14 protein-coding genes are annotated in these 13,769 nt (G+C 54.3%); 6 read left to right on the top strand and 8 right to left on the bottom strand.

All coding sequences use genetic code 11. The features are described from left to right. Nucleotides 1-55: 55 nt before the first annotated feature. The 4 genes from NYE26_RS04060 to NYE26_RS04045 all read right to left on the bottom strand — a co-directional run bounded on the left by NYE26_RS04060 (nt 56) and on the right by NYE26_RS04045 (nt 3,886). Nucleotides 56-1,210, bottom strand: a complete 1,155-nt coding sequence (locus NYE26_RS04060; protein ID WP_339254056.1) for a winged helix-turn-helix domain-containing protein — start codon at nt 1,208-1,210, stop codon at nt 56-58. Nucleotides 1,211-1,419: 209 nt separating this feature from the next. After that, entirely contained in the window at nt 1,420-2,172 is a 753-nt protein-coding gene (locus NYE26_RS04055) for a YjgB family protein (RefSeq protein WP_339254054.1), read from the bottom strand. An 88-nt stretch (nt 2,173-2,260) separates the two neighbouring features. After that, nucleotides 2,261-2,833: a hypothetical protein gene (locus NYE26_RS04050; protein ID WP_339254052.1), complete on the bottom strand. Its 573-nt coding sequence runs from the start codon at nt 2,831-2,833 to the stop codon at nt 2,261-2,263. A gap of 147 nt (nt 2,834-2,980) precedes the next feature. Then, nucleotides 2,981-3,886 (bottom strand): L,D-transpeptidase family protein, encoded by a 906-nt coding sequence (locus NYE26_RS04045; protein ID WP_339254050.1) that lies wholly within the window; start codon nt 3,884-3,886, stop codon nt 2,981-2,983. 257 nt (nt 3,887-4,143) lie between these two features. Between NYE26_RS04045 and NYE26_RS04040 the strand changes: the two genes are divergently transcribed. Beyond that, nucleotides 4,144-4,701 (top strand): hypothetical protein, encoded by a 558-nt coding sequence (locus tag NYE26_RS04040; RefSeq protein WP_339254048.1) that lies wholly within the window; start codon nt 4,144-4,146, stop codon nt 4,699-4,701. Nucleotides 4,702-4,820: 119 nt separating this feature from the next. On the opposite strand, the gene NYE26_RS04035 is transcribed toward NYE26_RS04040, so the two are convergent. After that, a complete protein-coding gene (locus tag NYE26_RS04035) occupies nt 4,821-5,804 on the bottom strand; it encodes a sugar kinase (RefSeq protein WP_339254046.1) in 984 nt (327 codons plus the stop codon). After that, on the bottom strand, nt 5,801-6,856 hold the full coding sequence (locus NYE26_RS04030; protein WP_209878793.1) for an SPFH domain-containing protein: 1,056 nt from the start codon (nt 6,854-6,856) through the stop codon (nt 5,801-5,803). The genes NYE26_RS04035 and NYE26_RS04030 overlap by 4 nt, the downstream gene beginning before the upstream one ends. Before the next feature lie 283 nt (nt 6,857-7,139). Here NYE26_RS04030 and NYE26_RS04025 point away from each other — a divergent pair, with 283 nt between their 5' ends. Both NYE26_RS04025 and NYE26_RS04020 read left to right on the top strand, forming a co-directional pair. Continuing rightward, nucleotides 7,140-8,123 carry an ABC transporter substrate-binding protein gene (locus NYE26_RS04025; protein ID WP_209878795.1) on the top strand — a complete coding sequence of 328 codons (984 nt, stop codon included), beginning with the start codon at nt 7,140-7,142 and terminating at the stop codon, nt 8,121-8,123. A gap of 134 nt (nt 8,124-8,257) precedes the next feature. After that, entirely contained in the window at nt 8,258-9,931 is a 1,674-nt protein-coding gene (locus NYE26_RS04020; RefSeq protein WP_339254043.1) for a helix-turn-helix domain-containing protein, read from the top strand. On the opposite strand, the gene NYE26_RS04015 is transcribed toward NYE26_RS04020, so the two are convergent. Further along, nucleotides 9,928-10,623: a copper homeostasis protein CutC gene (locus NYE26_RS04015; RefSeq protein ID WP_339254041.1), complete on the bottom strand. Its 696-nt coding sequence runs from the start codon at nt 10,621-10,623 to the stop codon at nt 9,928-9,930. The genes NYE26_RS04020 and NYE26_RS04015 overlap by 4 nt on opposite strands. 213 nt (nt 10,624-10,836) lie before the next feature. Between NYE26_RS04015 and NYE26_RS04010 the strand changes: the two genes are divergently transcribed. Both NYE26_RS04010 and NYE26_RS04005 read left to right on the top strand, forming a co-directional pair. Next, nucleotides 10,837-11,508: a sensor domain-containing protein gene (locus NYE26_RS04010; protein WP_339254039.1), complete on the top strand. Its 672-nt coding sequence runs from the start codon at nt 10,837-10,839 to the stop codon at nt 11,506-11,508. A 111-nt stretch (nt 11,509-11,619) separates the two neighbouring features. Then, nucleotides 11,620-12,222 (top strand): hypothetical protein, encoded by a 603-nt coding sequence (locus NYE26_RS04005; protein WP_339254037.1) that lies wholly within the window; start codon nt 11,620-11,622, stop codon nt 12,220-12,222. Nucleotides 12,223-12,250: 28 nt separating this feature from the next. Here the strand turns inward: NYE26_RS04005 and NYE26_RS04000 are convergent, their stop codons facing one another. After that, nucleotides 12,251-12,742: an NAD(+) diphosphatase gene (locus tag NYE26_RS04000; RefSeq protein ID WP_339254035.1), complete on the bottom strand. Its 492-nt coding sequence runs from the start codon at nt 12,740-12,742 to the stop codon at nt 12,251-12,253. Nucleotides 12,743-12,978: 236 nt separating this feature from the next. Between NYE26_RS04000 and NYE26_RS03995 the strand changes: the two genes are divergently transcribed. Then, the gene (locus NYE26_RS03995) at nt 12,979-13,713 is read left to right on the top strand and encodes a glycerophosphodiester phosphodiesterase (protein ID WP_339254033.1); all 735 of its coding nucleotides are present in this window, start codon (nt 12,979-12,981) and stop codon (nt 13,711-13,713) included. Nucleotides 13,714-13,769: the final 56 nt, after the last annotated feature.

The following is a 13,769-nucleotide window of genomic DNA, read 5'->3' as shown; positions in this document are numbered from 1 at the left end:
CGTAGATGAAGCTCCATCTATGATTCTAAAGTAACGGAGAATTGTCAGAGAATTATCATGGGGTCTCCAGCAGCGGCAGCAGGATGCGCTCCAGAGTGTGTTCCAGTCTGTCCAGGCCACAAGCTTCAAGCTCGGCCGCAAACAGGCTATTATACTTTCGGTCCAAGGCACTTCCGGTCAGGAACATCCGGCAAAAATGATGAATCTTGTACAGTGCATAGAAGCGCAGCGGCACGAATCCCGACATATCCAGCACCTGCAATCCCTCATTGATGAGCCGCTCCCCCTCTGCCCACTGTTCACGGCGCAGCTTCCAGAGTCCCTTCACTACCTTGTAGTTGCCAATCTCCCGCAAAAAGGGCTTGTCCTGCAAAATCCGGCTGACGGCTTCATCCATCCGTTCCAGCTCTTCATCGCAAGCTCCCGCTGAGAGATGGATGAACAGCTCTGTAATTACCGTGACCGGGATGAAATTCTCAAAGCCGGGTCCGGCGATCACCTGGTAGGAACGCTTCAGACGTTCCAGTGCTTTTTCCGGCTGACCTGCAAGGGTGTACATGTCCAGCATCGTCAGAATCTCAAGCTCGGTTTGTTCTGGCGGGTTCAGCAGATTCCGCGCAATCAGGCGCTCGGCGTACGCCACCTTCTCCCTGGGATCACCAATGAAGAAGTAGAACAGATTGAGGTAAAAGAGCCGGTCCTTCAGCGGAATCTCGTCCGTGTGGACCAACCAATCCAAATCTCCCTGCACAAAATGAACAACCATAGAATAATGCGGGTCCAGCTCGTAGCCGAGGATGTCCTGCTGGCGGGCAAGAGTGAGCATGGAGTTCCCCTGACCATAGACATGGAACTTCATGAACACCTCACGCATCGTGTCGCGCAGCTCCGGGTCATTCGTTGCCGGATTTACCGCTACGCCCGCAAGGCCGCCCGGAATTGCCAGACTGTACCCGAACCCACGAATCGTCTTAATGTCGATCCCGCCTAACGGCCTCAGCTTCTTTCGCAGCCTGTAGATATGATCGTCAACGGTCCGCTCCACCGGATACTCCATGGGCCAGACTTTATCCAGCAGCTGCTCCCGGCTGAAGGTCCGCCCCCGGTTACGGTACAGAAACTGCAGCAGCGCGAACTCCTTGGGCAGCAGCTCTACCTTTAATCCTCCGGCGGATACCTTATATTCACTTCCGTTCAACTCCAGATGCATGGCGGTGCCTCTTTTCTTCTTCTGCTAATGAATCCACAAGTCGATTATATCAGCTTGCACTTGCTTGCACGATATCCCTCTCACCCCTCACTGGCCTATTGTATTCGATTCACAAAAAATCCCCCTACAGTTGCCGCTGTAAGGGGATTTCTCACTACAATATTGATTTGACTACAGTCGCTCTAATCGTCCCACCTGTTGACGCGAGGCTAGCCTGCCATATTATTAATGGAGTCCTGCTCCGAGAACACCGAGATATGATCTACCGTTCCTGTTGATTCCGGGATGATGAATTTGAGCTGATACTGCTTGTTGGCCTGATAAATATAGATATTATGCTCGCCATTCACGGTAGTAACATCCGGCTTGCCGAGGACTTCTTCAATCTGCTTCAGTGTCAGGTTACGCAGGTCCGGGGCGCTGGAGCGCACATCAAAAATCTTCATACCCTTGTTAAAACCAAACACCACACTCTTCTTGGAATATGTGGAATAGACTCCCTTGCCTGCCGATTCCTTGAGGTCCGGCTCTCCCCACGCGGCTTCCACCTCATCAATAAGTCCGGTGTGTGCAGCATATTCGACGCCGGGCACCTTGCCCTGCTTAGCAAGCTCCAGCAGCTCCTTCAGCTGCTTGCTCCGTTCCTGCGGGGTAGCGGGAGCCACGGTATCTGCTTCAGCCCCTGCAACCTCAGTAACCGTAGACTCTGTTGAGGCTCCCACTGCGGCTTCAGAGTCAGCAGTTACAGGCTCTGCGCCCGCAGCAGCGCCGTCATCTGTACCAGATTCGCTCACCTGCGCACCTTCTGCTGCCGATGAAGCGCTATCCCCTGACTGCACAGTTGCTGTAGCCACAGCCGTATTGTTAGGCGATGGTTCCGTTTTGCCGGAATTACAGGCTGTAAGGCTGAGCATCGCCCCAACGATAAGAATACCTGTGATTGTTCTAATTAATGTAGTCATGATGCCATCTCCTTCGTTATGGGAACCATCCTCTTTTGTCTAAACTGTACCCTATGACGCAGGGGCTGTAACAAAGGTTGCATGCCTCCTAGGTTTCCAACACACTCTTCCCCTGCACATACCTGCCCACATGCTGCAAAATCTCATGATTCCCCTGCACGATGATCCGCTTAGCCTGATACTGTTCGGTTAATGCCATTATCGCAGGAATACCCTCTCTCCTGAAGCTGCGGTTCCATTCCAGCAGCATCACCCGGAGATACTTGAACGACTGCTTATAATTTCCCTGCTCAAGCCCCAGCCTGGTCTTCATGAACCTGCTGATGACCCGGGCATCCTGTACATAAGCCTTAGGCCGAATCAGAAAAATCAGATCCGCTTGCCGGAAGCTTTCTGTTCCCCACTGGTAATGTACGCCCTCTATGATCCACGACTCCGCATCCATAGCTTCCGCGAGCTTGGCATCCCGTACCTCCGGGGAGTTCTTGGTGTTGTCCCTGCGATCCCAGACAAAATTATCCGTTTCATAGCACGGGATTCCATAACTTTGAGCTAATTTCCGGGCGATATACGTCTTCCCGCTCCCGCAGCCGCCTATAATACGTACTCTAATCTTCAGTCCCTCCCCTAGAAGATCAAAAATATAACAAATCTCTCTCATATTACTATTCTCTATGTATCCTGTCACTCTACTCCACCCGGTTAAACACTGAAGCCAGCCATCAATAATCGATCGGCTGGCTTCTGGAGCCGTAGTATACGGCGGCATGTTGGTTGCATAATCTGGCCTTGTGCAGCCACTACTACTTTACAGCTTCACTGCTCCCTCTTTAGCATTCCAGGTGAACGGCAGGCCGAACAACGGCGTTAAGCTGCCCAGCGGAATGTACAGGCGGCCGTCTACACTTTTGGAGGCTAGCATCTCTACGGTTTTGCCGTTCACTTTGGCCTTCGTGCTAAGCGGCTTGTGAACTGCTGTCTTCTTGCCTATTGTGATAATGAGCGCCCCGGTTCCCGCCTCCTGCATCAGGCTTCCGCCCAGCAGCTTCACGGATTCACTCAGTGGAATGTATACCCGCGAATCCTCCAGCAGGAAGGAATTCTTCACCGGCAGCTTCTCCCCGCCCTTGACAAAAGCTCCCGCAATCATCGTAGATCCCAGACGGTAGCCGTTCTTCTCGGCAATGCCCGCCATCTCCAGGCCGGAGGTTGTAATGATTACCCGGGTATTCTTCTTAATCTTCGGATACAGCCAGTGAATATCGTCATTGTGCATGCGGATGCATCCGGCGCTGACATATTTACCGATAGAAGATTCATTGTTGTTGCCGTGAATGGCGTAGGTGGTGCCGTAAGTATCATTGACCTCCAGCCCCAGCCAGCGGTCCCCCAGCGGATTGGCCGGATCGCCTCCGGGAATCTTATCCTTGTAGTAGGGTCTGTTTTTGATTTTGACCACCATCTTGAAGCTGCCTTCAGGCGTCAGGCTTTTCGTTTTGCCGGTAGCGACCGGAAAAATCTTCACCAGCTTGCCATCGCTGTAATACGCCAGTTTGTTCGTTTTTTTGTTCACAATGATCAGATCTGAGGAAGACGATGCCGCCGCAGCCGATCCTGTGAAGCATGCGGTCAAAAGCATTACAAATACCAGTATTAGTGCGATGCTTTTGGGAAAATACGTTTGAATCCGGCTTACCTGTTCACGCTGACTCATAGTTGCCCCACCTCCAGGTTATGGATGATTCTGGATTGTCTTTTCTACATAGACGTTCATTTGCCGCAATAGTTGCAGAGCAGCCTGTACCTATTCTTATCAACTCGTCCCGCCCGGAGTGACGCAACGTTTGCAATATTGTAACCGTTCTGGGCGGAACCGCCTCCCTTGCACGCCGAAGCATGAATATTCGCCAGCGCCATCAGAGATAATAAGCCCGCATGACCAAAACACCCATCTCAAGGAGGCCAACTATTTTGAATACCAACTCATCTGCACAGATCCGGGAATGCGAGCAAATCGTTCAGCAGCTGATAGCACAGACCCAGCAGGGAACGCAGAATTACCAGCAGCTTCTTCAGCAGGAGCAGCAGGATGCCGCCAAGCTCCAGGAGCTTAGCCAGCATAACAGCAAGGCCATTCAGATGATCCAGCAGGCGCTGCAGGGCCATCAGACCGCGATGCAGCAGCTGCAGCAGATCTCGCAGTCGGTCAGATCGATGGAGCAGTTCACACAGACTTCCGGCTTCAATACCCATACAAGCATTCCAAGCTTCAATTCCGGGAACCAGATGGGACTAATGCATTCTATGGGACAGAACCAGCCAATGGGCCAGAGCCACAATACAGGAATGGGAGGGTATAACTCCTCCTTCAGCCCGTCCTTCACTTCAAACAGCCAGCCGGTGAACTCACTGCATAGCCCGATCAACGCGGGGATTAACCACCAGCCGATGCATACGCCAATGCAGACACCGATGTCCGCAGGCTCCTCCTATAACGCTCCAATGAACCAGGGACGAAGCTTCCAGTAGGAAGAGCGGGGAGCATATCATTCTTATATTTCGAAAAAGGGTTCTCTCAGACCGCAGCAGCGGAAGCTGAGAGAACCCTTTTGGCGTACCCGCCACGCCATGAACGGTCCGCGCCTCGTCTAGATTACCAGCCTGCCGGTCTTCTCCGCGAGCCCAACCGTCGCTTCCACCCCGGAGTTGAACTCCAGATAATCGCTCTCTACTCCGTCGCTGAAAATCACGCCGTCCTCGGGCATCTGCGAAGTAATGCGCAGCGGCAGACTGCTGCTGATTCTCCCGAATACCAGCTCTGCTGAAGTCGTCCGGCTTGGAAAAGGCTCCCGCACAGTGAAATACAACTCCGGATGATTCCAGGCCAGCCCGCTGCCCGCACTGACTGCGGCAACCTCCGCAGACACCCGGGCTGTCTGTTCAGCAGCTGCATCCTGCATTTGTGCGGCACGGCTGACGATACCTGCGGCTCCGGCGAGCACACTCTTGAGCCAGCCCGTGGAGCCCAGGCCGGTCGAGACAATGATGCCGCTGGAGGACTGCTGCTCCAGCTGCCCGTTCAGCTCCAGCTGATACCGGGCCGAGACATGGGTCCGGCGGCCGATGAACAGATCGTTCACCCCGTACAGGCTCTGCCCGTCATTCAGCTCCACCTTGGCAAGGGTAACCTCACGGACCTGGCGCTGGGCGCGCAGCACCTCCGTCACTACTTGCCGAACTTCCTTGACTCTAAAGGGCAGCAGCACGCCATCCCAGCGCAGCGGATCAGGATTCACTCCGATCAGCGGCTGCTCCTGAAGGTATTTCAGTGTATTGGCGACCAGACCGTCCTGCCCCAGGACCACTACGGTATCCTCGGCCCCGAAGATGAAATTCGGCACATGCTGCCGCTCCAGCACCTGGAGCCGGCCGATGGCGCTGAGCTCGGTCACTGCGGTCTCCACCGCCTTGCGGTATTGGAAATCCTCGCTTAAGTAGTCGCTGAAATCGGCTCCCAGCCGTTCAATATAGAACTGGGCCTGCTGGATTGTGTTGTAGCGGACCACCAGCTCCTCCAGGCGTGTCTTGCGCTTGATCAGTATGATTTTGTTCTCCGAACCCCGGCTGCTCATCGTCCGTTACCTCCTCTTTCTGCTCCGGCTCCACCTCCTGCCGAGCCGGCCATGATTCCTTGCAGCAGATCCGGTGTAATGTTAAGCTGGCCGATCTTCCCGGCATTCACCGCTAGCTCCTGGAAGGCGATGGCGATCAGCTTATCCGGGTTCATGCCGACATTCGTCAGCGCCTGCAGGACGTTAGGCGATACATTTTGCAGCGAATTCATTACCGCCGTCAGCTCGTAAGCCTTGGCATCCGCTTCGGCTCTCTTATTCGCTATGGCCAGCTCAATCAGCGCCTGCTTCTTCTCCTCCAGCTCCGTATCAAAAATCAGCTGCTCTTCCTTCATCTCATTCTGCTTCTGCTTCGCTGACCGGTCAGAATCAAGCAGCGCCTCACGCATCTGTCTCTTCTTCGTCTGAACGGCGATCTCCGTATTCAGCTCATTCTCCTTCACCCGCCGCTCCTGCTCAATCGAAGCATTGCGCCGCTCATATAGCGCGTTATCCGCGCTGCGGAGCATCTCCTCCCTGGCCTGCGCTTCCAAGGCCCGCAGCGTCTCTTTATTCGGTACAATCGCCAGAATGGACAGGCCCATCAGCTCAATGCCCAGCTTCTCAATCTCCGCACTCTGGCCGATTTCATGGGTAATCATCTTGGCAAGACGTTCACTCGACTGGATAGCCTCCTTCAGCGGGAGCTGCCCGAGCTGCTTCTTGGTCAGGACCTTGGCGATATTAATCACCCGCTGGGCCAGCTTGTGCGGATCGTCGGAGAGATAGGTGTTCTTTTTGAGATTATAGGTGTAGTTGAGGATCTGGGTGGTCTTGCGGTAATCGACAATCCGGTAGGTCAGCTGCCCCTGGACGGTTACCGTCTGATAGTCCGCCGTAATTTCCTCGAACATGAATGGAACATCGATCGAAGAGACAGGCACGACAACCACCGAAGTTGTCGGCGCATAATAATGAAAAGAAAGCCCGACCCCTTCACGCACTACCTTGCCATTCTTCACCTTGAGCACATAATCACTGGGCTGAAATTTCACGAACCGGAATCCAAACATGATCATTACCTCCTAGGGGGTGTATTCTGAGTCATCTGTTGAGCAAAGGTAAACTCAGTTATTAATTAATTGTTATTATTAATTTGTTATTAACAACATCATAGCAGACTTTTTTGATATTATCAATATGTTATTAACAAAACGAGCAAAAAAATATTGTACAAATTCAAATGCTGCCTCGTGTTTTGTCCATTGAGTAACAACTGGCTATAATTTATGATGATCTAAACGATAATGATTATCATTATTGGTAATCACAATACCTTTGGGAGGCATACATACAATGAACAAGACTCGACAACCCTTCGCTATCCTGGGCATGCTCTTCCTGATGGGCACTTTACTGCTCGCCTGCAGCAGCAATAAGAATAATCAGGGGAGTAGTGCAGCAACCACCGCACCTGACGCGCAAACCACTGCTGAAGCTGCAGCTACTACCCGTTCACACACGGATTACAAAGGCCATACGGCAGAGATTCCAGTGAATCCGCAACGGATTATCTATTCCGGAGAAACGTATGGCGATCTGCTGGCACTTGGTGTACAAGCCATCGGCTATCCGCTCTCCATGGGGGAGGGCCAGGTCTTCGAGGACAAGCTGACCGGAATTGCAGATGTCGGGTTCCCGATCAATCTGGAGAAGACGCTGGAGCTTCAGCCCGATCTGATTATCTACGCCGGTATTGATGAAGCTGATTACGACGCTCTCTCCAAAATCGCTCCAACGATTATCTTCGATACCTTCGCCCCCCTGAAGGAGCGGATGCTGGATATTGGAGATATTTTAGGCAAGAAGCAGGAAGCGGAGGCTTGGCTGGCCCAGTATCAGGCGAAGGAGGATGCGATGTGGGCCCAGCTTAAGGCTTCGGGGATGAAGGACGGTGAGACCGCTTCGGTCTTCACTTATTATCCGGGGGACCGGCTGTTCGTAATGGCAACGACGGGCCTCTCTCAGGTACTGTACGGAGAGCAAGGCTTCAAGCCTACCCCGGCTATTCAAAAGGTGCTGGATGCCGATATGGGCTTCCAGGAAATCTCACTGGAAGTGCTCCGGGAATACGCCGGAGATCGTATCTTCCTGCTGACTCCGGTGGCAGACGAAGCCAAGCAATCGACCGGCAATCTGCTGAAGAGCGCGGTGTGGAACAGCCTGCCTGCCGTTAAGAACGGCTACGTCTACACGCAGGACATCATGAAGACCTCCAGTGATGCTACCACCAGAGAGTGGCTGCTCGGCGAGATTCCTACCATGCTGGGCAAGCAATAATTCCGGGGCAGACAGACTGAAAAGCAGCTTATCAACGCCTGTTGATAAGCTGCTTTATTTTATATACAATATTGTTTATTGATAATCGTTCTCAATATAATTCAATTCTAAGCTGTCTGAAAGGAGTGCCTGCCTTGCGCGAGCCTGACCACGACCACCTGCCTGCACTCCCGTCCGCCCCTCTCCGTTCCCTGCTGTTTCAATTCAGGAGCATTGAACTGGTGATGCTGAGCGCTGACACTATATCGGCTATGCAGACAGCGGAGCAGCATACGCTACTGCTGTTTACGGGCGGGCGCGGTGAACTCGGAATCACTGAGCAGACCTCACTCTCTGTGCATGCGGACAAGTGCTGTCTGCTGCCTCCCGGAACCTCATACAGTCTGAATAACCGGGAGCTGACGCTTTATTTTTATGTGTTGACTTTTGCCGCTTTGACTACAGGGGATTCCCCTGCGTTCTACGTAGATGAACTGCTACCGGGGCAAAAAGAGCTGATTGTCCACCCCTTCACCAGAGTGATCCGGCTGGCGGAAGAGCTGCTTGCGGATCATAACGGCAGGGATGAGCTCCAGCATGTCAGACAACAGCTCCAATTCCAAGAGCTGCTGCTCCTGCTGCTTGAACAGAACTACTCCACCCGCCAGCTGCCAAGTCCGGCGCAATCGGTGGAGAGTACGATACACTTCATGCAGCAGCATTATAGGGAGAGTATCACGGTGAAGCAGCTCGCGGAGCTGGCCGGTGTCTCCCCCTGGCAATACACTCCGATCTTCCAGAAACTGACCGGCCAGCGCCCACTCGATTATCTGACGGATCTGCGCATTGGGCACTCGAAGACTTATCTGCTTGAAGCCGCCGAGCCGCTGCGCGAGATTGCCCTGCGGGTAGGCTTCTCCGACGAATACTACTTCAGCCGCCGCTTCCGGCAGAAGACGGGAATGACTCCCGGGCAATATGCCCGGTCGCAGCAGCGCCGGATTACGGTCACGGACTGGACCGGACATTCGGTGGACATCCCGGAGCGTCCGAAGCGTGTTGTCTACCACGGGGAGACACTGGGCGATGTGCTGGCGCTGGGGGTGAAGCCTGTCGGCGGCGACGAGGCGTTTGCCCGGGGCAGCGTCTATAGCCACCGGGTCAAGCGCTTAGCCAATGTCGGATTTCCGCTGGACCCGCAGCTGACCCGGTCCATCCGGCCTGACCTGATTATCCTCGCAAGCCCGGATGAACAGATCTACCGGGGTGTATCCGGCATCGCCCCAACACTCACCTTCGACTCCTTCGCACCGCTGGAGCAGCGGCTGCGGATTCTTGGAGAGTGGCTCGGGAAGCAGCGCGAAGCTGAGGTCTGGCTGCAAGCCTATCATGCCAAGAACGCAGCCATGTGGCAGCATCTGTACGCCGGGGGACTCTTGAAGGGTGAAACAGCTTCGGCGCTGTTCTATGACCATGGCAACCATCTATACGCCATGGGAATGACCGGCTTGTCCACGGCCTTGTATGCCCCTGGCGGCCTGCAGCCGACAGCGGAGATCAAGGACATTCTGGACAAGGATCTGGGGTTCCGCGAAGTGGACCCGGCGATGCTGCACAGCTACGCAGGGGACCGTGTCTTCATGCTGATTCCAGAGCGGGAGGACTCCCGGGAGGCCATGGAGCAGCTGCTCCAGACGGAGCTCTGGAGCAGTCTGCCTGCCGTGGAGCAGGGCCATGCCTATATGCTGGATGGAGCCAAATGGAATTCCGGCGATGCGCTGACCCGGGAGCGGCTGCTGACGCTGCTGCCCAGACTGCTGGGCCTCTAACAGGGCTTGAGAAGCGCACGGATGGCTTGGAGCCGCTCCGGGTCAATAGGCTTTAGCGGATCGCCCTCCTCCCGGACCGCCGATCCGAAGTGTACCCGGCGGACTCCGGTCCTTGTAACGAAATCCTTCAGATCTGCGGCGTTCAGACCGCTGCCTGCCAGGATGGAGAGCGAAGAACCGGCAGACAGCCGTTCCAATACGGCGAGCCTTACCATACCGCCGGGTGTATTGGCCGCAGCAGTCCCGCCGGAGGTCAGGATATCGGTAATCTGCGGATACCGCTTCAAGACCTCAAGGGCTTCAAGCTGGTCCTGCACCTCGTCGAACGCACGGTGGAAGGTAACCTCCATCCCCCCTGCCCGCTCCAGCAGCCGATTCAGCAGTTCTTCATCTATTGTCCGGTCCTGGCGGAGCATGCCCATAACCAAAGACAGTCCGCCTACCCCGGCTATATGCCGGATATCGCGCAGCATGGTCTCCACATCGGATGTATCATACACGAAGGAGCGGGCGTGCGGCCTGACCATCACTCTCACAGGAATACTGACCTTCTCCCGGACCGCTTCGATCAGTCCCAGACTGGGCGTTAATCCGCCCTCCCGGATACCCGTGACCAGTTCAATCCGGTCAGCACCATAACGCTCCGCTATGACCGCATCATTTACTGTAGTTGCTATAACCTCTAACAGCATAAATTGCTACACTCCCCTTCTTAGTCGTAATCCTTATAAACCGCTCTACCCTTAGTATAAAGATAAACATTGTAAATAGCAGGAAGATTCCTGACTATGTCAGTACTAGACCTGCGACCAGGATTTTTCCCGCCTTTTGGAGAGTGTGTTCTCTGGATGAAGCCTCTATACTGAAGAAGTTGAAATTTGGAAATCCGGAATGGAGCGCCCTGAATGATAAGACAAAGTATACACGCGTGGAAAATGCTGATCCTCTCTCTGCCCAAAGGAATCATCGCCTTCGTAATTGCTGTTACAGGTCTATGTGCAAGCCTGCCCTTGATTATTGTATGGGTGGGGCTGCCGCTGCTGGCCCTGACCTTGGCCTGGTGCCGCAGCATGATGTCCAGTGAACACAAAACAGTTGAAGCCTGGTCCAGCGGCAACAGCCGACGTGGAACAGGGCTGCCTGCTGCCGCAGATCATGCTCCCGCCTTCCGCTGGGAGGGGCTGCGGACATTAGGACACCAGCTCCGCGAGAGGGAGTCGTACCGGGGAATCCTGTACAGTCTCCTCCAGCTGCCCGCAGGTATTCTGGGGTTCACACTAGCACTGGTTCTGCCTGCGGTGGCCTTCAGTGCTCTTGTGTCACCTGTGGCCCAGCGAATCAGTTCATCGGTATTCTCCTATGATCTGAATATGCTGGACCCGGAGTTCTTCTTCTTCCTGTCCGGCACAACCTCAGATGAACGCTCGTGGATTCTATGCGGAACCGGATTTGTACTGCTGCTGATTCTGCCGCTGCTGCTTGTGGGTCTTGGACGTCTGTACGCGGCCTGGATCACCGCAGTTTCAGGAACACCTGTGAATTCCGCCAGTACCCCGCTTGAAGTCATACATACCTGATCTCTTCCCGCATATCTATTAATAGTTCACTTGCCAAAGCTTACGAAGCGGGTTGTGCCCGAAGTGATTGCAGGAAGGGCAGCCCGCACAACCTTGTGAGGAGGCGGTTCAGTGCTCATGATCCTGGTGTATCTGTTTGCTGTGCTTGGCGTGTCTCTCCTGCTGTTGGCTGCGGTTCTTCAGTACAGACTCTCCCGTCCCAGGGCTGCGGGCCATAGCGGGGCTACCCATGCCCTGTCCGCCTTCAGCCTGAAATTCCCCCAGCGGTTCATAACTCCAGACGAATCCCATCTGATTGCCCTGGATGAAGAAGGCCAGGCGCTCGCCATCGGGCTGCTGCATCCAGGGAAGCCGGAGCCGGCGACAGCCACCCTGTATACGTTCGATGCCATCCTTGGAGCAGAGATTGTCGAGAATGCCCTGACGCTCAGCAAGGTCAGCAAGACCAGCCGGATTACCACCAGTGCACCGAGAACAAGGGCAGGTACCGCCGTAAGCTATGAATTCACAGAGCCTGTCCAGGGCGGCAGTCCTGCCGAAGAGATCCGCGAGCTGACGCTCAGAATCTATTTTAGCAGCGCAGATACGCCTGTGGTATCCATTCCTTTTCTCCCGCCGCGCCTGCCGGCCCGCAAAACAGATCTTCAATATTCCGCAGCCTTCCTGGAGGCGCAGCAGGTACATGAGAGAATCCGCGACATCGTCTCTGCATAAGGGAAGCCTTAGCCTTCAGAACTCGCAATTACCGGACAACCGCTGTAAAATCCTCCAGAGCCCTCCCCTGTCTCAGCTTATCAATAATTGTAAGCAGGAAGCTCTCCGCGAGGCTGCCGGGTAATATGGCGTCCGCAGCTTCATCCAGTGTGAACCAGGCTGCGTGGTCCAGCTCGTCGCTCATGGCACTCAGGTCCTCCGTGTCAGCCACACTAATGTAATTGAGCATTAATGTATTAGACGGGGGGAAATACTGGCTGCGCATATATTCATAAGCAATCACCTCAAGCCCCGCTTCTTCCTTCACTTCACGGGTCAGGGCCGCTTCGGCGTTCTCTCCCTTATTCACATACCCGGCGAGCAGAATGTAATCCTTGCGCTTATACTGCTGGATGAGCAGGATTCTATCAAGTCCGCGGTTCAGTACGGCTGTACTCATCGCTGTGCTGAACACAGGGAATCTGAAGACGGCGCATGAATCACAGTAGGGTACCTCACCTTCTCCATTGCATTCCTTCATTACCAAGCGGCTTCCGCATTCCAGACAAAACTTCAAGCTTTATCGCTTCTTTCTGTAGGTAGTATAGTTGTTGTCTATTCTAAGCGATTGCTTCCGAACGTACCACGGTAAAATTCAAGAAACCCGTCCTTTATAGAACAGGGGACAGGGTTTCTTGACGTGATGTGGAATATACTATAAGGGGCCCGGACACTACGGGCTGCATTACATCATAGAGATGGAGGGAACTACTCGACATGAACATCATTAATTTCGCGCATCGCGGCGCATCCGCAGCCGCCCCGGAGAACACAATGGCGGCCTTCCGCAAGGGTCTGGAGCTTGGTGCAACCGGCATTGAGACCGACGTACAAATGACCAGTGACGGAGCAGTAGTAGTGATCCATGATGAGAGTCTTAACCGCACCACTTCAGGCAGCGGTTATGTGAAGGATAAGACGCTTCGTGAGGTGCTGGAGGTGGACGCAGGCTCCTGGTTCAGCCCTGAGTTCGCAGGAGAACGGATTCCGACACTGGACGAGCTGCTGGATCTGCTGCAGGGCCGGGAGACGATTCTGAATATAGAGCTGAAGAACGGGACCTTCCTCTATCCCGGTATGGAAGAGAAGGTCATCGCCGCTGTAAGGGAGCAGGGCATGAGTGAGCGGGTGGTGATCTCCAGCTTCAACCATTACTCCCTGGCGTACTGCAAGTCGCTGGCACCGGAGATCCGTACGGGTATTCTCTACGGAGAGGGGCTGTACCGTCCTTGGAATTACGCAGCTACATTGCAGGCAGATGCACTGCACGCCCATCATTCCTCGGTCCTGCCGGAGTTCGTGAATGCCGCAGCGGAGAAAGGCATTGTCTATCATCCGTGGACGGTTAATGATCCCGAGCGGATGCAGGCTCTTATCGATGCTGAGGTGGCGGGGATCATTACCGATCATCCGGATGTTCTGGCCGGACTGCTGGCTGCCAGAGGCGTCTGACTGTTATAACACGGCTGTGCTGTCCCATAGGATGGCGCAGCCGCTATTGTCAAAAA

It is taken from the genome of Paenibacillus sp. FSL P2-0136 (assembly GCF_037975325.1).
In the GTDB taxonomy this organism is placed as follows: Bacteria; Bacillota; Bacilli; order Paenibacillales; family Paenibacillaceae; genus Paenibacillus_AQ; species Paenibacillus_AQ silagei.
The sequence above is the reverse complement of the archived record's forward strand: the minus strand, read 5'-3'. Positions and strand labels throughout refer to the sequence as shown.

What these genes read in the sequence shown, in the direction of transcription:
- NYE26_RS04060 (WP_339254056.1), bottom strand. Translation starts at nt 1,210, where the DNA reads ATGCATCTGGAGTTGAACGGAAGTGAATATAAGGTATCCGCCGGAGGA.
- NYE26_RS04000 (WP_339254035.1), bottom strand. Translation starts at nt 12,742, where the DNA reads ATGAAGGAATGCAATGGAGAAGGTGAGGTACCCTACTGTGATTCATGC.
- NYE26_RS04015 (WP_339254041.1), bottom strand. Translation starts at nt 10,623, where the DNA reads ATGCTGTTAGAGGTTATAGCAACTACAGTAAATGATGCGGTCATAGCG.
- NYE26_RS04010 (WP_339254039.1), top strand. Translation starts at nt 10,837, where the DNA reads ATGATAAGACAAAGTATACACGCGTGGAAAATGCTGATCCTCTCTCTG.
- NYE26_RS04035 (WP_339254046.1), bottom strand. Translation starts at nt 5,804, where the DNA reads ATGAGCAGCCGGGGTTCGGAGAACAAAATCATACTGATCAAGCGCAAG.
- NYE26_RS04025 (WP_209878795.1), top strand. Translation starts at nt 7,140, where the DNA reads ATGAACAAGACTCGACAACCCTTCGCTATCCTGGGCATGCTCTTCCTG.
- NYE26_RS03995 (WP_339254033.1), top strand. Translation starts at nt 12,979, where the DNA reads ATGAACATCATTAATTTCGCGCATCGCGGCGCATCCGCAGCCGCCCCG.
- NYE26_RS04030 (WP_209878793.1), bottom strand. Translation starts at nt 6,856, where the DNA reads ATGTTTGGATTCCGGTTCGTGAAATTTCAGCCCAGTGATTATGTGCTC.
- NYE26_RS04045 (WP_339254050.1), bottom strand. Translation starts at nt 3,886, where the DNA reads ATGAGTCAGCGTGAACAGGTAAGCCGGATTCAAACGTATTTTCCCAAA.
- NYE26_RS04050 (WP_339254052.1), bottom strand. Translation starts at nt 2,833, where the DNA reads ATGAGAGAGATTTGTTATATTTTTGATCTTCTAGGGGAGGGACTGAAG.
- NYE26_RS04055 (WP_339254054.1), bottom strand. Translation starts at nt 2,172, where the DNA reads ATGACTACATTAATTAGAACAATCACAGGTATTCTTATCGTTGGGGCG.